Raw genomic sequence first — 20,137 nt, forward strand, 5'->3', positions numbered from 1 at the left:
GTATCGTCGTGGCATGAGCATCGACCACGACAGGATCGTCGACTACCTCGCCCGCTACGCCGACACGCTCACGAACCTCGACGCCGAAGCCGCCGCCGACCTGTGGACGATGCCCGGAATGATCGCAGACGATCGGTTCTCCGGCGTCCTCATATCCCGGTCCGAGATGATCGAGGGCCTGAAGCAGTCCTACCCGCTCTACCGGAAGCTCGGTCTGGCGTCGGTGGGCTACGACGTCGTCGACGAGCACCACCTCACCGGGAACCTCGTCCTGGTTCGCGTCCGCTGGAGATTCTTCGACGCCGACGGTGAACTCCTCACCGACAGCAGCGCCTACTACCTCCTCCGCGCCGTCGACACCGATCTGCGCGCCACGGCCTGCATCCAGGTCGACGACGTCGAGAAGCTCCGTGCGCTGGCCTCGGCCCGTGGCGTGGACCTCACGCCGCCGGCCGAGTGACGGCTCGCCGGACGCCTGCGCCGAGCGCGCCGACACCCGGCACGCGGGTCGTCAGGCCAGCCAGACGGTCGTGTCGGCGGGGAGGAGGTCGCCGTCGAGCGGGTCCGATGCGAGCGCCACGTCGCCGGCGGGCAGCGCGACGGGCTCGGTCCCGGTGTTCGCGACGACGGTGACGGGGCCGTTGCGGAACGCGAGCACATCGGTGCCGAGTCCGAGGTCGACCCACTCGAGCGGACCGGAACCGGAGCCGGCCCCGAGGTCGTGCTCGCGGCGCAGCCGCAACGCGTCCTGGTAGAGCGACAGCGTCGACCCCGCGACGCCCTGCTGGCGGTCGCGGGCGAGCTCGCGCCACTGGTCGGGCTGCGGGAGCCACGACCCATCGGTCGGCCCGAAGCCGTACGAGGGCGCGTCGGCCTCCCAGGGCAGCGGCACGCGGCATCCGTCTCGCCCGTAGCGCTCGCCGTTCGTGCGGAACCAGGTCGGATCCTGTCGGGCGTCGTCTGGCAGGTCGATGACCTCGGGCAGGCCGAGCTCCTCACCCTGGTAGAGGTACACCGAGCCGGGGAGGGCGAGCATGAGCGCCGTCGCGGCGCGGGCGCGGCGGAGGCCGGGCTCGTACTCCGGGAGGCCGAGCGAGCGCGGCCCGAGCCCGTGTCCCTGCGGGTTGTCGGCGGTGACCGACAGGCGGGTGGCGTGGCGGACCACGTCGTGGTTCGAGAGGACCCAGGTCGACGGCGCGCCGACCGATCCGAACGCGTCGAGCGACTGGTCGATCACGGCGTGGAGTGCGGCCGCGTTCCACGGCGTCTCGAGGTAGGCGAAGTTGAACGACTGGTGCATCTCGTCGGGGCGCACCCACTTCGCGACCTTCGCGAGCGGGTCGACCCAGGCCTCGGCGGCGAGGATGCGCTCGCCGTCGTACTCGTCGAGCAGCAGCCGCCAGTCGCGGTAGATCTCGTGCACGCCCTCCTGCGCCCAGAAGGGTGCGCCGTCGCCGTTCTCCTCGCTGATCGCGGGCTCGAGCGCGACGCCCGAGGCATCCGTTCCGAGCGTGTCGTGGGAGACGGGGGAATCGCCGGTCGCACCGCCGGCGCCGCCCATGCTGCCGGCGCCCTCGGCGGGGGTCCAGTCGGGCAGTCCGTCGGCCTTGATGAGGCCGTGCGCCACGTCGACGCGGAACCCGTCGACGCCGCGGTCGAGCCAGAAGCGCAGGATGCGCCGGAACTCCTCGCGCACCTCCTCGTTCGTCCAGTCGAAGTCGGGCTGCGAGCTGTCGAAGAGGTGCAGGTACCACTGGCCGGGCGTGCCGTCGGGTTCGACGACGCGCGTCCAGGCGGGCCCGCCGAAGACGGAGTCCCAGTTGTTCGGCGCGAGCTCGCCGTGCTCGCCCCGGCCGTCGCGGAACATGTAGCGCCCGCGAGCCGCGCTGCCGGGTGCGGCCGCGAGCGCCTCCTGGAACCAGGCGTGCTGGTCGGAGGAGTGGTTGGGGACCAGGTCGACGATGACCCGGATGCCGCGGGCGTGCGCCTCGGCGACCATCGCGTCGAAGTCGGCGAGCGAACCGAACCGCGGGTCGACGTCGCAGTAGTCCGCGACGTCGTAGCCGGCGTCCTTCTGCGGCGACGTGTAGAACGGCGAGAGCCAGATGGCGTCGATGCCGAGGGTCTCGAGCGCGGCGAGGCGCGACGTGATGCCGGCCAGGTCGCCCATGCCGTCGCCGTTCGCGTCCGCGAAGGAGCGGGGGTAGATCTGGTAGATCGCGGCGGTGCGCCACCATTCCGAAGTCATGCCGAAACCATACGGTATTTCGTCATCTACTGGAAACGCTTGCAGCGGATGCCTGAAACCAATTGGTCACAGACCGGTATCAAAACGCCGCTCCCGGTTTTGTGAACTTCATGTGTCGGGGTATACCTGTAATCGCTTGCAACGCGGTTGCGGGCATCACACAACGAAAGAACGGCCTTTCGGCTCGGTACGCGAACCCGCCATCGGGGGAGCAGCGGTTCCCGCGGGACCCGCGCATCACCGGCGAAGGCGCCGATTCACGCGAACTGAGAAGGGCACACACCAATGAGGGTGAACAGGAAGGGCCTCCTCGCTGCGGGCGCCGTGGCCGTCGTGACGACGCTGGGACTGGCCGGATGCGCAGCGGGCGGCAACGAGTCCACCGACGACTCGTCGGCGGCGAGCACGCTCACCGTCTGGGTCGACGCCGAGCGCGTCGACGCGCTGCAGGGCGCGGCGAAGGCGTACTCCGACGAGACCGGCGTCGAGGTCAAGCTCGTCGGCAAGGACAACGCCGACATCAAGGACGACTTCATCCAGCAGGTGCCGACCGGCAAGGGCCCCGACATCACGATGGGTGCGCACGACTGGCTCGGCGAGCTGTCGACGAACGGCGTCGTCGCCCCGATCGAGCTCGGCGACTCCGCCGCCGACTACCTGCCCGTCGCGGTCGAGGCCTCGACCTACGAGGGCACCACCTACATGCTTCCCTACGCCGTCGAGAACATCGCGGTGCTGCGCAACGCCGACCTCGTCCCCGAGGCCGCCACGAGCTTCGACGACATGATCGCGAAGGGCCAGGCCGCCGGCCTCACCCAGCCGTTCGTCGTCGAGCAGGGCGCCGAGGGCAACCCGTACCACCTCTACCCGTTCCAGACGGCGTTCGGCGCCCCGGTGTTCGGCACCAACGAGCAGGGCTACGACCCGACCGACCTGCAGCTCGGCAGCGCGGGCGGCGAGCAGTTCGCGACCTGGCTCGGCACGCAGGGCAAGAACGGCACCGCCGCGTTCAACACCGACATCGACGGTGACATCGCCAAGGACGCGTTCCTCACCGGCAAGGCCGCCTTCTGGCTGACCGGCCCGTGGAACGTGGGCGCCGCGGTCGACGGCGGCATCAACGTCGCGATCGACACCGTGCCCAGCCCGACCGGTGAGGCCGCCTCGCCGTTCGCCGGCGTGAAGGGCTTCTTCGTCTCGGCCGAGTCGGAGAACAAGGTCGCCGCGAACGACTTCCTGGTGAACTACCTCGGCAGCGAGGAGACCCAGCTCGAGCTGTTCGAGGCCGGCAACATCCTCCCGGCGAACGCCGGCGCAGCCGAGACCGCGTCCAGCGACCCGATCATCGAGGGCTTCGCCGCCGTCGGTGCCGAGGCCGTGCCGATGCCGGCGATCCCCGCGATGGGTGCCGTGTGGCAGTACTGGGGCATCGCCGAGGCCGAGATCATCAACGGCGCCGACCCCGTCGCGACGTGGCAGAAGCTCACGTCGGACGTGCAGGCCGCGATCGACGCCAAGTAATCGGTCGATGGTCGAGTAGCGACCGACGCAGGAGGACGCGTATCGAGACCCCACGGTCTCGATACGCTCCTTCGTCGCTACTCGACCATCGGTCCTGCGATGAGGAGCAGACGATGAGCACGACGACCGACGACATCCGCCAGGATGCCCCACCCGAGCGCCCCACCAAGCGCCAGCGCCAGGCGGCGGCCATCGCCGACGCGGCATCCGGCGGGGTGAAGGTGCTCCTCGTGAAGCTGATCGCGCTCGGCATCGTCGACGCGCTGGCGGTGTACGCGCTGTTCGTGCTCATCGGCGCCGGCCAGTGGATCCCCGCGGTCGTCGTGGCCGCGGTCACGGTGGTCGTGAACTGGATCTACTTCTCGCGGCGAAAGCTGCCCGCGAAGTACCTGACGCCCGGCGTGATCTTCCTCGTCGTGTTCCAGGTGTTCGTGCTCATCTACACCGGCTACATCGCGTTCACCAACTACGGCACCGGCCACAACGGCACCAAGGAGCAGGCGGTCTCGTCGCTCATGGCGTCGTCGCTGCAGCGCGTCGAGGACTCGCCGACGTACCCGATCACCGTGGTCGAGCAGGGCGGCGAGCTCGGCCTCCTCGTCACCGACCCCGAGTCCGGCGACGCCTTCGTCGGCACCAACGACCAGGCGCTCGAACCCGTCGACGCCGAGTTCGACGGCGAGACCGCGGTCGCGACCGACGGGTGGACGACGCTCCAGTTCGCCGACGTGCTCGCCCGCACCGACCAGGTCACGGCCCTCTCGGTGCCCTATTCGGACGACCCGAACGACGGCGCGATCCGCACGCCCGACGGGTCGAGCGGCTACCGCTACGTCTCGGCGCTCGAGTACGACGAGGCCGCAGGCACCATGACCGACGTGGAGTCGGGCACGGTCTACGCCGACACCGGCGTGGGGGCGTTCACCGCCGAGGACGGCGAGCAACTGCTTCCGGGCTGGCAGATCACCGTCGGGTTCGACAACTTCGTGCGGGCCGTCACCGACCCGCGTCTCGCCGGACCGCTCTTCTACGTGACCGTGTGGACCTTCGTCTTCGCGCTCGTGTCGGTCGCGTCGACGTTCTTCCTCGGGCTGTTCCTCGCGATCGCGTTCAACGACATGCGGATGCGCGGGCGCAAGGCGTACCGGGTCCTCATGATCCTCCCGTACGCGATCCCGTCGTTCCTCTCGGCGCTGGTGTGGGCGGGCATGATGAACGAGAGCTTCGGGTTCATCAACCAGGTGCTCTTCGGCGGGGCATCCATCCCCTGGCTCACGGATCCGCTGCTGGCGAAGGTGTCGATCCTGATCGTCAACCTGTGGCTCGGGTTCCCGTACATGTTCCTCGTGTGCATGGGCGCACTGCAGTCCATCCCCGACGACATCCAGGAAGCGGCGAAGGTCGACGGCGCGAGGCCGTGGGCGATCTTCCGCCTGATCAAGCTGCCGCTGCTGCTCGTCAGCGTCGCGCCCCTGCTGATCGCGTCGTTCGCGTTCAACTTCAACAACTTCAACGTGATCTACATGCTCACCGACGGCGGGCCGCGCGACTCGAACGCGCCGATCCCGGTCGGGTTCACCGACATCCTCATCACGATGGTCTACAAGGTCGCGTTCACGGGGCAGACGCGTGACTACGGTCTCGCGAGCGCCTACTCGATCATCATCTTCATCGTGGTCGCGGTGATCTCGATCATCGCCTTCCGCCGCACCAAGAGCCTCGAGGAGCTGAACTGATGGCTGCGAACCACCCCGTATCCGGCAGCCAGGCGGGCCTGCTCGCCGGCGAGGCGGACGAATTCTCGGATGCCTCGACGCGCGCGCACTCGACCCGCGGCGGCAGCGCCGGCGAGGGCGGATACGTTCCGCCGAAGCGCCCGTTCCGGTTCGGCCGCTGGTTCGGCCAGACCGGCTGGCGCCACGTCGTCGGCGTCGTGATGGTCGTGTTCTCGCTGTTCCCGATCGTGTTCGTGATCTCGTCGTCGCTGAACCCGAACGGCACGCTCACCGGATCGAACGCGCTGTTCTCGAAGATCGGGTTCGACAGCTACGTGCGCATCCTCTCCGACCCGCAGGTGCCGTTCACGCAGTGGTTCGCGAACACGCTGATCATCGCGGGCATCACGGCGCTCGGCACCGTGTTCCTCGGCGCGCTCGCGGCGTACTCGTTCTCGCGGATGCGGTTCACCGGGCGGCGGTTCGGGCTCGTCTCGATCGTGGTCGTGCAGATGTTCCCGCAGCTGCTCGCGGTCGTGGCGATCTTCCTGCTCATGTCGACCATCGGCGACCTGTTCCCGGCGATCGGCCTCAACACGCACATCGGCCTGATCATGGTCTACCTCGGCGGTGCGCTGGGGGTGAACACGTTCCTCATGTACGGCTTCTTCAACACCGTGCCCGCGTCGATCGACGAGGCCGCGAAGATCGACGGGGCCGGGCACGCACGCATCTTCTTCACGATCATCCTGCGGCTGGTCGCACCGATCCTCGCGGTCGTCGCACTGCTGTCGTTCATCACGAGCGTCAACGAGTTCGTCGTCGCCTCGGTCATGCTGATCGACACGGAGAAGCAGACGCTCGCCGTCGGCCTGACGAAGCTCGTCTCCAACCCGCGCTACGCGGACTGGTCGGCGTTCTCGGCGGGTGCCGTGATCGCGGCCGCGCCGGTCGTCGCCCTGTTCCTGTTCCTGCAGAAGTACATCGTCGGCGGGCTCACCGCGGGTGCGGTGAAGTAAGCCGGGCTGTTCTCACCGCCGAAACCTCGGCATGGAAGGGTGATGGGCATGCTGACGCCGCACCACGACGGATCCCCGCTGCACGTCTCGAACGCCGCTCCCGAGCTCGGCGAGGTCGTGCGGGTTCGCCTGCGCGTGCCTTCCGGGTTCGGCCTGCTCGACTGGGTGGGCACGCGCTCGAACCCGAACCGCGAACCGCGGTACAGCGAGGCCCGACTGATCGGCGCCGCCGCCGGGTGGAACTGGTGGGAGGCCGACGTCGAGGTCGAGAACCCGGTGCACGGCTATCGTTGGCTCCTGGTCGGCGAGGACGGCCGGCAGCACTGGCTGAGCCAGGCCGGCCTGTCGAGGGTCGAGACCCGCGACCAGGACGACTTCAGGCTGGTCGCGCACGAGCCCGCGCCAGATTGGGCGGCGGCGAGCGTGCTGTACCAGGTCTTCCCCGACCGGTTCGCGAGGTCGGATGCCGCCGCCGAGCGCGTGTGGCCCGAGTGGGCGATCCCGGCGTCGTGGGGCGACGCCGTCGACCCCGAGCCGCCCGGGCGGTCGCAGCAGGTCTTCGGCGGCGACCTCGACGGCGTCCGCGAGCGGCTCGACCACCTCGTCGGCCTCGGCGTGAACCTGCTGTACCTCACGCCCGTGTTCCCGGCGCGATCGAACCACCGGTACGACGCGTCCACGTTCGACCGGGTCGACGACCTGCTCGGCGGCGACGACGCGCTGGTGCGGCTCGTCGAGGCGGCGCACGCACGCGGCATCCGCGTCATCGGCGACCTGACGTCGAACCACTCGGGCGACGCGCACGAGTGGTTCCGCACTGCGCAGGCCGACCCCGACTCGATCGAGCGCGGGTTCTACCTCTTCCGAGAGGACGGCTCCTACGAGTCGTGGCTCGGGGTGCCGAGCCTGCCGAAGTTCGACTGGTCGTCGGTCGAGCTGCGCCGGCGGTTCATCGAGGGTCCCGACTCGGTCGTCGCCAGGTACCTTCGGGCCCCGTTCTCGCTCGACGGCTGGCGCATCGACGTTGCGAACATGACCGGTCGCATCGGCGCGGTCGACCTGAACGCCGAGGTGCGCCAGACCATCCGGGCGACGATGGTCGCGGTGAACCCCGACACGATCCTGCTGGGCGAGTCGACGAACGACGCGGCATCCGACTTCCAGGGCGACGCGTGGCATGGCGCCATGACGTACACGCCGTTCACCAGGCCGATGTGGAGCTGGTTGCAGCAGCCGGGCGGCCCGGCGGCCGGCGGCATCGGGTTCGCGCGCAATGCCGTGCCGACGTTCACCGGCAGCGAGTTCGTGGAAGCCCACCTGCGGTTCGCCGCGGGGTTCCCGTGGCGCACGCGGCTCGCGACGATGAACGCGCTCGACACGCACGACACGCCCCGGTTCCTCACGCACTCGCGCCCGGGCACGGTGCCGGTCGCGTTCGGGCTCGCCGTGACGATGCCCGGCATCCCGGTGGTCTGGGCCGGCGACGAGTTCGCGCTCACGGGCGAGGACGGCGAGGCGAGTCGCACGCCGATCCCGTGGGGCTCGGAGGACGACCCCGAGGTCGCGCCCACGATCGAGGCCTACCGCGACCTCGTCGCGCTCCGGCGCGAGCACGAGGTGCTGCAGATGGGCGGCATCCGCTGGCTGGAGGCATCCGACGACGCCGTCGCGTTCGTCAGGGAGGCGGCGGATGCCTCGGTCCTCGTGTTCGCCGCGCGAGCTGCGGCCCGGCTCGACCTCGATGCGGATGCCCTGCCGCAGCTCGCGGGCGGCGTCGGCGCCGTCGAACTCGCGGCGTTCGGGGAGTTGCGGCTCGAGGCATCCGACGCCGGTACCGTGCTCGCGGCGACGGGCGCCGCGTTCGGCGCCTGGCTGTTGCCGGGAGTCGCGGCACCGCGGCAGTAGTGCCGGATTCAGGTGTACGCACGCAATTCAGGACCGGAACGGCGTTTCTGGTCCCGAGCAGCCGCCGATCTCCTGAATCCGTGACTGGGCGTCAGCCGCCGATGATGACCGTCGGCGCGCCCGGGCCGGGCACGATCGGCGTGCCGTGCATCGACAGGTCTGCGAGCCGCGCAGCGGGGAATCCGCCGATCAGCACCGTCATGCTGCCCATCGCGATGCCGTTGGGCGGTCCCACGCAAGGAATCGAGCCCGGCATGCTGTTCGCCACCGCGGCGGGCATGTTGACGATCATCACGGTCATCACGCAACCCGCCGGCGTGATCGGGCCGCCCACGTGCGGCTTCGGGCCGTCGAACAGCGGGCACATCGCCATGTCGCCTGCGCGCAGAGCCGGACCGGTGGGCATGGTCACTGCTGGGTGGTCAGGAGGATGCCCGTCACCAGGACGCTCGCACCGCACGGCGTGGCCGTCGGACCGGCGACGGCCGGCGTGCACACGACCTTGATGAACAGTTCGTCCTCGCTCTGGAGTTCGACCGGCGTCACGAAGTGGTAGTCGATGTCGCGGAAGTTCTCCATCCCGGTCGAGATGATCGGTGCCGCGACATCGGCGTTCTCGATCGTGAGGGTGCCGAACGACCCCGACGGATTCTGCAGCACCAGGTCGGTGATGCGGAACTGCGCGTTCGCGGGGATCGTGAACCGCTCGCTCTCGTCCTCGCCGTTGGCGGCCGCCGAGGCGCTGAACCGCAGGTCGATCTCGTTGCTGGTCACGGTCGGCCCCGGGGCGACCGGATCGATCGGCTCCGTCGGCTGCCCGACCGCGGCCTTCGCCTCGTTCGCGCTCTGCGCAGCCTGATCGGCCTGTTGCGCAGCGGCATCCGCCTTGTCCTGCGCCTCCGCGACCGGACCCTCGATCGCCTCCTTCGCGGTCGCCTCGATCGCGGGCTTCAGCACCAGGAACCAGAGCGCGATGAGCGCGAGCAGCAGCAGGAGCAGCGCGAGCAGCGCCTTCCACAACCACCTCGGGAACATGCGCAACTGCGTGTAGCTGCCGTCGAGGGTGCGCGGCTCGGGTGCGCCCTCGCCCTCGGGCACCACGGTGAGCTGGAACGGATGGTTGAGGTCCTGCCCGCGCCACACGCGCTTGCGCGGGTGCAGGTCGACGTCGACGAACAGGGCGTGCCCGGGGTCGACGTCGATGTCGGGCGTGGGCGTCGTGATCGTGAGGGCGTCGCTGCTGGTGCCGGCGATCGAGGCGGAGAGGGGTGTGCTGCCTCGGTTGTCGACCGCCAGGCGCACGCGCTTGCGGCCACGACCGCGGGAGATCCGCGGGACGAGCTCGGCGTCGAGCTCGGCGAACGGGAGGATCTGCAGGTCCGCCTCGGCGGACGCGGCGAACTCCGGCTGCTCGGTGGGCAGCACCCGGACGCCGACCGCGACGGTGCCGGGCAGGGCCTCCGAGGTCCGCGGCGGCGACACGACGACGACCGCCGTCTCCTTGGTGCCCGGGTAGATCGTCAGTCGCTCGGGCTGGATCGTCGCCCACCCGGCCACCGGTCCCACGGGCGAGAGCGCGTAGGACTCGACGAGCAGCGAGTCGTTCGCGACGGTCAGGGTGAACGTCGCGGACTCGCCCGGGAGGACTGACGCCGAGCCGGGCTCGAGCGTCGCAGTGGTCGCCATGTCGCCAACGTAGGACCGCCCTTCCATTCGGGACGAGGGCCGCAAGGTCACCGGCGAGTGCAGATCGGTTGCCCGTTGAGTCCTTGTTTAGTGCGCGAAGAGCACCGGGGAGGAGGATGACCGGCATCCGCACGAACCCGATGACCACGCGCGGACCCGAACGATCTTCAGAGGGGGAGATCATGACCCGAACGACGGTGCGCGTCTTCGCGCGCGATCCGATATCCGAGGCCGGCGTGGCCAGCCAACTTCGTCCGAGGCCCGAGGTGCGCGTGGTCGCGCCGGAGGAGGAGCCGCCCGACGTCGTGCTCGTCATCGTCGAGCGTGTCGACGACGAGGCCGTCAACTCGATCCGCTTCCTGCGCCGCAACGGCGACGCCCAGGTCGTGCTCGTCGTCTCCGACCTCGACGACCAGGGGCTCGTGCGTGCCGTCGAGAGCGGCGTCGTCGGGCTCGTCCGGCGGGCCGAGGCGACGCCCGACAAGCTCACCGCCGCCGTCGTCGGCGCCGGTCGGGGCGAGGGCAGCGTGCCCCCGGACCTGCTCGGGCGACTCCTCGACCAGGTCGGTCGCCTCCAGCGCACCGTGCTCGACCCCCGCGGACTCACGTTCAACGGGCTCTCGTCGCGCGAGGTCGAGGTGCTCCGGCTCGTGGCCGAGGGCTGCGACACCGCGCAGATCGCCCGCCAGCTGTCGTACTCGGAGCGGACCGTGAAGAACGTGCTGCACGACGTGACCACCCGGCTCCAGTTGCGCAACCGCTCGCACGCGGTCGCGTACGCGGTTCGGGAGGGGCTGATCTGAGGCATCCGCGGGGTTGCCGGCGCGACGGCGGCACGGAACGGATGCCGCTGCCCGTGCGGGCAACCCCGGATGCCCCGAACGGTGCCCGGCGCCCCACCGGCGCCGGCGCCGGCCGGCCGCAAGGTTGAACCGTGGCGAGAGGAACCCGATGCGCAGGCTGCGACCGCTGATCGCGATCGTCGCCGCCGCCCTGATGGTGGTGACGGGGTCGGTCGTGCCCGCGTCGGCGGTGGAGACGCCGGGCGGAGGGACGAGCGACGGCAGCGGGTCGCCGACCTGGGACCCGTCGAACGGTTGGACGCGCGACGGTGTCGCGGTCGACGGTCCCGCCAACGGCGAGGGGTTCGACCTGGAGATCGCGGCCACGCCGGATCCGGTGAACGAGGGCGAGACCACGACCGTCACCTTCACGGTGACCAACCACGATGAGTTCGTCGCCGAAGGTGCGGAGGAACTCCTCGTCGCAGTGTCGTGGGTACCCGAGGAATTCGCCCCGGTGCTCGATCCACCGAACGACGCCCGATGGGCGACCCTCGCGACCGGCGGCGCGAACTACCGGTTCGACGCCGTCGGACCCCACGGCCCGGGTGCCGTCTGCGTGCTCGACGGAATGGGGCCCGCCGCCACCGCGCCGACCAAGTCCTGCACGGTGCAGTTCCGACACCTCGGCGGTGAGCCGAGTGCGAGCCGGTTCTCCGCACGCATCGTCACCTGGGCGGATCATCAGATCGTCGAAGGCCCGGACATCCTGCAGCCGCTGAGCACGCCGGCGGACGCATTGACGTCGACCTTCGTGGATGTCGCGGTGTCCGACGGCCCCGATGACGGCGAGCACTTCGACATCTCGATCGAGGCGGAGCCGACCACGGTGTCGCGAGCCGAGACGTTCGAGGTCACGATCACGGTGCGGAACTACGATGTGGAGCCGGCGGGCGGCGCCGATGCGCTGCTCGTCTCGCTGTTGTGGCCCGACGGATCCGTGGTGCCGGTGGAGGACCCCGCCGGCCCGAACGCGTGGCGCCACGCGTCCGACGGCTCGTTCGACGAACGCTGGCCCGAGGCATCCGGAGACCAGTGCCTGATCGAGGGGGTCGACGAGCCGGGGGAGTCGGCGGTCGGAAGATGCACCGCGACCCTCCAGCAGTGGACGATGCCCCCGGGTGAGACTGTGCTCACCGCGCGAATCGATGCCTGGGCACAGGTCGGCGACTACGGCGGTGAGCCGTTCCTGGAGTACATCGGCATCGGCGGGGAGTACCGGTCGAGTGCCACCACGGCGGTTCCGGCGGGACCGTCGGATCCGCCGGACGATGGAGAGGGGTTCGACGTGTCGATCACGCACACCCCCGACCCGCTGCGGTGGGGGCACCGGTTCGAACTCCGGGTCACGGTCACGAACCACGATGTGCCCCTTCCCGACGCCGATCCGTATGAAGACGAGCCGTTCCTGGTCCCGGTCCGGCTGGACTGGGACAGTGCCGCGTTCCGACTTCCGCTGGAGCCCGGGTACGTCGACGGCTGCGACTTCTGGGATGACTCGGAGTTGGACGAATCCGTGCTGCCCGGGACCGGCGGGTTCGACCGCTGCTACCTCGTCGGACTCGACGCACCCGGTTCGTCCGTGTCGTTCACCGTGCCGTTCCGGGTGTCCGGCCCCCGGCCGGCGACCAGCGACCTCGAGTTCACGGCGACCGTCGACCACTGGGCCTGGTACTGGGGTGACGGATACGACTTCGCCCCGGTGAACCCTGCGATCGCGACCCATGCGATCCCGGTCGCCTCGCCCTTCGAACTCCGGGTCGAGCAGTACGAGTTCCTCGACCTCGGCGCGGTCGGCGCGGTCACCCCCGTGCTCGCCCGGTACACGGTGTTCAGCAGCGAGGCGCAGTTGCGCGGCATCGACGACGCCGAACTCGTCGTCCGGCTCGGTTGGCCGGAGGGGATGACCCTCGGCGGTGCGCCGCCTGCGGGCTGCGTCGCCGTCGTTCCGCGAAGTCTGGACTGCACCATCGACGACGCGAACGAACTGGGAGCGAATCCCGAGGCGCCGAACGACGACGAGTGGCAGCTCCTCGTCGAGGAATGGGATCTGAACCTGACGCTTCCTGCGGCGCAGTCCCAGCGGGAACTCCTGAGCGCCTTCACGATCGACTTCGTGAGCGGCTGGACCTACACCGAGCCGATCATCACCATCGCGTCCGACCCGGCCTCGGCGCGGCCGCTCGGCGGATTCGGTCGCAGCGTGGCCGGACACGCACCCGCCGTGCTGCCGCTGGCGTCGCCGACACCGCCCGGCGGAGTCACCATGACGGCCGACTGGGCGGATTCCGCCAGCACGCCGTTCGCGATCCTCGACCGTGTGTTCCCGACCGAGACGATCGCGTCCGTGTCGAACGCGGTGCCCGGCGGCGACGACGTCGAAGTCACGTTCCGGGTGACGCATTCGCCCGAGGTGACGACCGTGCTGCCCGGCGTCGAGGTCGCCGTCGCACTCGATTGGCCGGACATCCTCGTGCCCACGGGCGACCCGGCCGAATGCGACGAGTTCGTCGCCCAGATCTGCACGATCACCGGCCTCGACGAACCGGGATCCTCGGTCGACATCAGTATGACGTTCGAGGTACCGGAGACCGCGTGGGGGTTCGGGCGGTTCGCGATCTCCGGCGATGGCGTGATGATCGTCGAGTCCAATTCCGACGGCGACATCGAGCACGACTATCCGCCGAGTTGGGTCGAGGACTCCGACGCCCCGATCACCGTGCTCGCGAACGTCTTCGAGACGCAGGTCACGCTGGACCGCGACCGCACGTGGCCCGACGGGAGCGACGTGCTCGTCACCGTCCGAGTGCAGTGGTCGAAGGCGCTGCCGCAGGACATCCCGCCGACGCGGGTGTTCGTCGGTCTCGAGTTCGACTGGCCGGATGCCGTCGCCGACCTGGTCGATCCGCCGGGAATCGTCGGGTGCGATCCGCTCGACGACGGGATCTGCTACCTGCAGGACTGGTTCGGACCCGGCGATGCCAGGGAGGTGACCTTCCGGCTCGATCCGGTCGCGGTCGGCGCGCTGGAGGTCGCCGCGATGCCCGCCGCCATCGGAGTCGGAGTGCCCAACGATGCCTCCGAGCTCCCGATCGAGTGGCTCGGCGGCGATGAGGCATCCGCCACGGTCGTCGACGCGCAATTCGATGTCGACCTGGTGCTCGATCGCAACCCGATCTACCACGGCGGCCTGCCGATGCGCGCGAAGGCGACGCTGACGCGGGGTCCCGCCACCGACGGCGGTGCCGGGTACGACCCGACGCTGCCGAACACCGAGGTGGAGTTCGCCTTCACCTGGCCGACGACGAGCCCGCCGGGTCAGCCGACGACGCACCTCACGCTCAGCGGCGCCGAGAACTGCCCCGGCTTCGCCGTCGACACCTGCGTGAAGACCGGGTTCGACGCGGTCGGTGCGACCACCGACACGACGCTGGTGTTCACGCCGCCGCCGGCGGGAGCGGCGCACGACCCGCATCCCGGGCAGGTCTCCGTCGCCGTCGAGCGCGCATCGTTCGACGTGACGCGGTACACGCTGCCGCCGCTGCCCGTGGGACCGGACCCCGAGGAGTGCGGATCGAACCCGGCCTGCTGCGAATGGGGCACGCTCGAGTGCCCGGTCGACCCGTTGCCCGAGCCGGCGTCGAGCATCGAACGGGCGGATGCGCCCACCGGGTGGCTCGGCGACGACACCGAGCCGTACAACCTGCTGCAACCCGTCGCCTGGTTCACGCCGGCGGTCGCCAACCCCGGCGACGTGGTCACGATGTTCGGGCGGTACTTCCCGCCGGGCGAGACGTTGAACGCCGAATGGGAACTGCGCCATGCGCAGGCGACGGTCACCGCCTTCCCGGGGCCGGTCGTCGGCGGCGCGCTGGGCTCCGAGTTCCGGCGCGACGTCGTCGTCTTCCGCCGTGCGCTGCAGGGTCCGCGCTGGGTCCAGATCTCGAGCGCCGCCGGCACGTTCGGCACGTTCGAGTCCGCTCCGATCCTGATCTCGCCGCGAAACTCGACCGGCCCGGACCTCGTGGGGAGGGGCGGATGATCGGCGAGATCGACGATGCCATGAAGCGGCTGGTTCGCGAGGCACCCGGCATCGGCAAGGACATCGAGGTCGTGCTCGACGCGCCGACGAAGGACTGGGCGGCCAGACGCAACGCGCCGACCGTCGACCTGTTCCTCTACGACATCCGCGAGGACGTGAAGCGGCGCGAGACGGGATTCCTCGAGGAGCGCAACGAGCAGGGCATCGTCATCGCACGCACCCCGGCGCCGCGCTACTTCAAGCTCTCGTACCTCGTGACCGCGTGGACGCAGCGCCCTGACGACGAGCACCGGCTGCTCGATGCGCTGATGCGCTGCTTCCTCAAGTACGACGCCGTGCCCGAGCCGCTCGTGGTCGACACGCTCGCCGAGACCGGCCTGCCCGCGTGGCTCTCGATCGCGCTGCCGCCGCCCGAGGACCGGGCGTTCGCCGACGTCTGGTCGTCGCTCGGCGGCGAGCTGAAGCCCTCGCTCGACGTCGTCATCACGGCGCCGATCACCACCGGCGTGGTCTACCAGGTCGGCCCGCCGGTCAAGGAGGGCGTGCGCGGCGAGTTCAGCGGGATGGGAACCGGCACCGGCTTCGGCGGCGACGAACAGCGCACCGGCCGCCGGCCCGCGACCGCGGCGACCACCCCGCCCGGCGCGAAGGGCGAATGATGATCGGCGACCCGAACCTCACGCACCTGCTCGGGCGGCTCGGGGTCATCGAGGATCGCATCCGCCGGCTCGTGGCAGCGCGGCACGCGGTCGACCCGCAGCCCGACGACCCGTTCCGCGGCCTGTACCTCAGCGATGAGCTGATCGACCGGCTGCTCGGCCAGGCGCGCGGAGTGCCGGACTGGTCGGATGCGTCGTCGCGTCTGGCCGAGTGCGAGCAGGGCGCCGATCTCGCCGAGGCCGCCGGTCACCGGCTCCGGCTGCGCGAGGTCGCCGAGACGTTCGGCCTGAACGACCTCGACGTGGACCTCCTCGTCGTCGGGCTCGCCGCGGACCTCGACCCCAGGTTCGAACGGTTCTTCGGCTACCTGAACGACGACGTGAGTCGCCGGCGACCGTCGGCGGCGCTCGCGATGGAGCTCTGCGGCGTCGGCCTGACGTCGGCCGGCGATCGGGCGCGACTCGTCGGCGGCCCGCTGATCACCGGCTCCCTGATGACGCTCGACGACGCCGACCGACCGTTGCCGACCCGAGCGCTGCGGGTGCCCGACCGCGTCGTCGGCCACCTGCTCGGCGACGACGGCGGTGACCGCGCACTCGACGGCGTGCTGCAGGACTCGGCCCCGATCGACTGGGGCGACGGCGGCGAGGTCGCCCGGGCGCTCGCCGCGGGGATCCGCTCGGTCTACGTTCGCGAGCATGCGACGAGTTCCGGACGCGCGATCGCGGCCGACGCGCTCCGATCGGTCGGCCTCGACCCGATCGAGCTCGACCTGGCGAAGATCGGCAGTGACGAGGACGGGGTGCAGATCGCGCGGCTGGTCGTGCGCGAGGCACGCCTTCGCCGCGCCGGGCTGATCGCAGGACCGGTCGCGCCCGAACTGCCCGCCGAGGTGCTCGATGCGCTGGATGCCTCGCCGCAGCCGACCGTGCTCGTCGGCGACGCCGTGTGGGACCCGTCGCGGGCGCGCACGCATCCGGCCGTCGTCGAGGCACGGGCGAGCACGACGCTCGAACGAGTCGAGCTGTGGCGTCGCGAACTCGGGCGGGCGGGGTCCCGGCTCGACGTGGCGTCCGCCACCGGCCAGTTCCGGCTGCGCCCGGAGCAGGTGCGTCGCGCCGCGCGGACGGCCCGCACCCAGGCGGCCCTCTCGCACGACGGCGGCATCACGATCGCCGACCTCACCGCGGGCGCCCGCGCCGAGAACGGGTCGGCGCTCGACCGGCTGGCCCGACGCGTCGAGCCCGCGGTCGGCTGGGACGACCTCGTGCTCCCCGCCGCAACCCTCTCGGCCCTCCGCGAGATCGAACTGCGCGCGCGGCACCGCGAGCAGGTGCTCGGCGACTGGGGCATGCGCCCGGGCGGTGGACGCGGGCACGGCGTCGTCGGGCTGTTCGCCGGCGATTCGGGCACCGGCAAGACCATGTCGGCCGAGGTCGTCGCCCGCGAACTCGGCCTCGACCTCTACGTCGTCGACCTCTCGACCGTCGTCGACAAGTACATCGGCGAGACCGAGAAGAACCTCGACCGCATCTTCACCGCGGCGGCCGGCACCAACGCCGTGCTGCTCTTCGACGAGGCCGACGCCGTGTTCGGCAAGCGCAGCGAGGTCAAGGACGCCCACGACCGCTACGCCAACGTGGAGAGCGCCTACCTGCTCCAGCGCATGGAGACCTTCGACGGCCTCGCGGTGCTCGCCACCAACCTGCGCGCCAACATCGACGAGGCGTTCACGAGGCGGCTCGACGTGATCGTCGACTTCCCGATGCCGGATGCCTCGCAGCGCGCGGCGCTCTGGGATCGGTGCCTCGGCGCCCAGGTCGCGCGCGCGACCGACATCGACTTCGAGTTCCTCGGGGAGTCGTTCGAGCTCGCTGGCGGGGCGATCCGCTCCGCCGCGGTCACGGCGGCGTACCTCGCAGCCGCCGACGGCGGGCAGGTCGGCATGCGGCACCTCGTGCTCGCCGTGGAGCGCGAGTACCGCAAGCTCGGGCGCCTCGTCGTCGAGCGCGAGTTCGGCCGCTACTGGTCGGTGGTGTCGGTGGGGTGAGCGCCGTCGGGCACGTCCGCGCCGGCCGGGGGGTCGGCGAGCCAGCGCGGCGCGCCCGAGCGCCGTCGGCCATGCGGTCACGGACCGGTGCCGGGCCGTCGGGGCCCGTCCAGCGGATCCTGGCACTGCAGCGTTCCGCAGGGAACCGAGCGGTCGCCGCGGCGATCGTGCAGCGGATCCCGCCGCCTGCGGTGCCGTTCACCGACCCGGCGCGCATCCGCACCCTCACGCTCGGCGCACTCGACGACTACGCGAGGGATCGTCCGGACTGGATGACCGACGGCAGGCTGCCCGCGGGTACCGACCGTTCGCTGATCGACCTGCTGCGCTGGGCGCGCGTCGGCTCGCCGGCCCCACTCGACGCCGCTCGCCCGTTCGTCGTGTCGGACCTGCTGTCGCAGACGGCGGCGGAACGGGCGGAACTGGGCGTCTACGCGCGTGCGAAGCAGCGGGAGGACTCGGCGGTCCCGCCGGACGGGATCACCTCCCTTCCCGAGGCGGTCGAGCTCGGCAGGACCGTGCAGGAACTCGAACGACGGCTGCCGAAGGCGGACCTGCATCGCGGCCTCGGTGCCCAGGACAGCGCCAAGGCGGAGTTGCAGACCCTGGCCGCCAGCGGGAAGGCGGCCGACCTGGCCGACTACTTCCGCGGGGCGAGGGCGTTCCTCGAGGCCGAGAACGGCCGTGACTCGCGCTCGTACCGGGAGTGGGGTGCGGATCCCGCAGCGTTCATCGGTCGCGTCCCCGACGTCCGGAACATCCACCGATTCCCCAAGCCGATGATCGAAGCCCTGATCGCGAACCGCGCGGATCGGTCGAGGACGAAGCCGCTGGTGGTGGTCCTCCACTCCGGGAGCGACCACAACGGCGCGTTCCACGCCGACGCCGGGATGACGGCCGTCGTGACGCACGCGGCCAACCTGACCCTGATGATCGAGGGCGTTGGGAACCTGGAGGCCGCGGGGGACCGGGTGACCGCGCTCGCGCGGGCCTACGGCCAGGGCCGCCGCGTGCAGCAGGTGATGCTCGCCGGGCACGGCGGGCCGACCTCGATCGAACTCGCGGGCCGACCGGGTGCCTCGGTGTCGGCCGAGTCCGAGGGTGCCGGGCGGGCACGCACGGAGCGGTTCATCCGGCGACTCGTCGGGGTCATGGCCCCGGGACCGAACGCGAGGATCGTGCTCAACGCGTGCCTCACGGCGGCGGAGCCGGTTTCAGACAGCCTGCCCGCCGACCCGGGTCTCGCGCGGGCCGCGATCCTCCACCGGCTCACGACCGACCCGAGCATCGCGACCCTCCTGCACAACATGGCCGGTGGACGAACCGTCGAGGGCAACGTCGCCTCGGTCGGCGCCGGGTCGTACATCACTCCCGCGGGGGAGTTGCACCAGACCATCACCGGTGACGAGGCCGCGACCTCCACCAACCCGGCGGACTACGTCGAGCGCGGTCACGAACCGGAGGGCGCGGCCAGGAGCCTGGTCGTGCTGTGGGCGCGCGACGCGGCCGCGGCCACGTCGGCGATCGCCGCGAGGCGCGGTCACGGATTCACCTCCTGGGGCGACCGCGTCATCCAGGCGATGTTCGACATCTTCGAGTCCTCGGGCGACATCGCCGGGATGTCGCGGGTCGCCGAACAGTCCTCCCGAGGACTCAGCGAGTTCGAGAACCGGAATCACCAGACACCGGGCGAGGTCGGCTGGCTTCAGAACGTCGATCCGTTCGAGACCGCGCTCACGGCGCGCGTGCGTGCGATCCCCGGACTCGGCGCCGGCGGCAAGGTCGCGCTCGACCAGGTGCGACTGTCACCCGACCCGACCCGCGCACCCGAGATCGTCGCGCTGGTGGAGGCATCCGCCTCGCTGGACGTGCTGCGCCGTCATCTCGACGCGAGCTGGCTCGCGGCACGCCTGCCCGCACTGCTCCCGCTCGCAAGCGCGCCGGCCCCGACCCGCGCGCAGATCATGATCGCCGCGTTCACGCTCGGTTCGGACCCGCACGCGGAGGCGTTCCTGCGGGCGAACGCGTCGGGAACGCGACTCGTCCCGCCCGCCGGCACGACCGTCGACGGTCTCACGGATGCCGACCCTTCCGAGAACACGCTGCTCGAGCAGCTCGGCATCGTGCGCGCCGCTCCGGTCGTGCCGGTGGGCGGCGGGCCCGTCGCGCCCGGCGTGCAGTCCCTGTCGCTGAGGGGCCGGACGAAGGAGTGGCTGAACGTGCGCGAGGAGCCCGACATCGCCTCGCCGCGCGTCGACGTCCTCCGCCGCGGGACGAACATCGACGTCATCGGCCAGATCGGCCGGTGGTACGCGGTGCTGTGGCGTTCGAACATGCGGTTCGTGGTCAAGCGATTCCTGGCGGTCCGGTGATGACGGGGAGTCGACCTGCTGCCCGAACGGGCAGATCCCGGGGACGAACGGGACGAGCCCGCGTCGGTCCACCGCCG

Annotated in this window: 13 protein-coding genes; 10 read left to right on the forward strand and 3 right to left on the reverse strand. The window is 70.8% G+C overall.

Annotated features, from left to right (window positions below; genetic code table 11):
• Positions 1-13 precede the first annotated feature (13 nt).
• On the forward strand, positions 14-460 hold the full coding sequence (locus ELQ40_RS02200) for a hypothetical protein (RefSeq protein WP_127792202.1): 447 nt from the start codon (positions 14-16) through the stop codon (positions 458-460).
• A 51-nt stretch (positions 461-511) separates the two neighbouring features.
• Here ELQ40_RS02200 and ELQ40_RS02205 read toward each other — a convergent pair whose 3' ends face one another.
• Positions 512-2,248, reverse strand: a complete 1,737-nt coding sequence (locus ELQ40_RS02205) for a glycoside hydrolase family 13 protein (protein ID WP_127792203.1) — start codon at positions 2,246-2,248, stop codon at positions 512-514.
• Between the two features lie 285 nt (positions 2,249-2,533).
• On the opposite strand from ELQ40_RS02205, the gene ELQ40_RS02210 reads away from it, so the two are divergent.
• The 4 genes from ELQ40_RS02210 (at position 2,534) to ELQ40_RS02225 (ending at position 8,408) form a co-directional block, all read left to right on the forward strand.
• On the forward strand, positions 2,534-3,769 hold the full coding sequence (locus tag ELQ40_RS02210) for a maltose ABC transporter substrate-binding protein (RefSeq protein ID WP_127792204.1): 1,236 nt from the start codon (positions 2,534-2,536) through the stop codon (positions 3,767-3,769).
• Positions 3,770-3,882: 113 nt separating this feature from the next.
• Positions 3,883-5,505, forward strand: a complete 1,623-nt coding sequence (locus ELQ40_RS02215; protein WP_127792205.1) for an ABC transporter permease subunit — start codon at positions 3,883-3,885, stop codon at positions 5,503-5,505.
• Positions 5,505-6,503 (forward strand): sugar ABC transporter permease, encoded by a 999-nt coding sequence (locus tag ELQ40_RS02220; protein ID WP_127792206.1) that lies wholly within the window; start codon positions 5,505-5,507, stop codon positions 6,501-6,503. The genes ELQ40_RS02215 and ELQ40_RS02220 overlap by 1 nt, the downstream gene beginning before the upstream one ends.
• A gap of 48 nt (positions 6,504-6,551) precedes the next feature.
• A complete protein-coding gene (locus tag ELQ40_RS02225; protein ID WP_370296575.1) occupies positions 6,552-8,408 on the forward strand; it encodes a glycoside hydrolase family 13 protein in 1,857 nt (618 codons plus the stop codon).
• Positions 8,409-8,499: 91 nt separating this feature from the next.
• Here the strand turns inward: ELQ40_RS02225 and ELQ40_RS02230 are convergent, their stop codons facing one another.
• Both ELQ40_RS02230 and ELQ40_RS02235 read right to left on the reverse strand, forming a co-directional pair.
• Entirely contained in the window at positions 8,500-8,814 is a 315-nt protein-coding gene (locus ELQ40_RS02230) for a PAAR domain-containing protein (RefSeq protein WP_127792208.1), read from the reverse strand.
• Between the two features lie 2 nt (positions 8,815-8,816).
• The gene (locus ELQ40_RS02235) at positions 8,817-10,094 is read right to left on the reverse strand and encodes a hypothetical protein (RefSeq protein ID WP_127792209.1); all 1,278 of its coding nucleotides are present in this window, start codon (positions 10,092-10,094) and stop codon (positions 8,817-8,819) included.
• 182 nt (positions 10,095-10,276) lie between these two features.
• Here ELQ40_RS02235 and ELQ40_RS02240 point away from each other — a divergent pair, with 182 nt between their 5' ends.
• The 5 genes from ELQ40_RS02240 to ELQ40_RS02260 all read left to right on the forward strand — a co-directional run bounded on the left by ELQ40_RS02240 (position 10,277) and on the right by ELQ40_RS02260 (position 20,060).
• Positions 10,277-10,897 carry a response regulator transcription factor gene (locus tag ELQ40_RS02240; RefSeq protein WP_127792210.1) on the forward strand — a complete coding sequence of 207 codons (621 nt, stop codon included), beginning with the start codon at positions 10,277-10,279 and terminating at the stop codon, positions 10,895-10,897.
• Between the two features lie 148 nt (positions 10,898-11,045).
• A complete protein-coding gene (locus tag ELQ40_RS02245; protein WP_127792211.1) occupies positions 11,046-14,978 on the forward strand; it encodes a hypothetical protein in 3,933 nt (1,310 codons plus the stop codon).
• The gene (locus tag ELQ40_RS02250) at positions 14,975-15,637 is read left to right on the forward strand and encodes a DUF4255 domain-containing protein (protein WP_127792212.1); all 663 of its coding nucleotides are present in this window, start codon (positions 14,975-14,977) and stop codon (positions 15,635-15,637) included. The genes ELQ40_RS02245 and ELQ40_RS02250 overlap by 4 nt, the downstream gene beginning before the upstream one ends.
• Complete coding sequence (locus ELQ40_RS02255) at positions 15,637-17,688, forward strand: ATP-binding protein (RefSeq protein WP_127792213.1); 2,052 nt, start codon at positions 15,637-15,639, stop codon at positions 17,686-17,688. Before ELQ40_RS02250 ends, ELQ40_RS02255 begins: the two co-directional genes overlap by 1 nt.
• Positions 17,689-17,759: 71 nt before the next feature.
• Positions 17,760-20,060 (forward strand): SH3 domain-containing protein, encoded by a 2,301-nt coding sequence (locus ELQ40_RS02260; protein ID WP_127792214.1) that lies wholly within the window; start codon positions 17,760-17,762, stop codon positions 20,058-20,060.
• Positions 20,061-20,137 lie beyond the last annotated feature (77 nt).

Origin of the sequence: Agromyces sp. LHK192 (genome assembly GCF_004006235.1) — a bacterium.
GTDB lineage: Bacteria > Actinomycetota > Actinomycetes > Actinomycetales > Microbacteriaceae > Agromyces.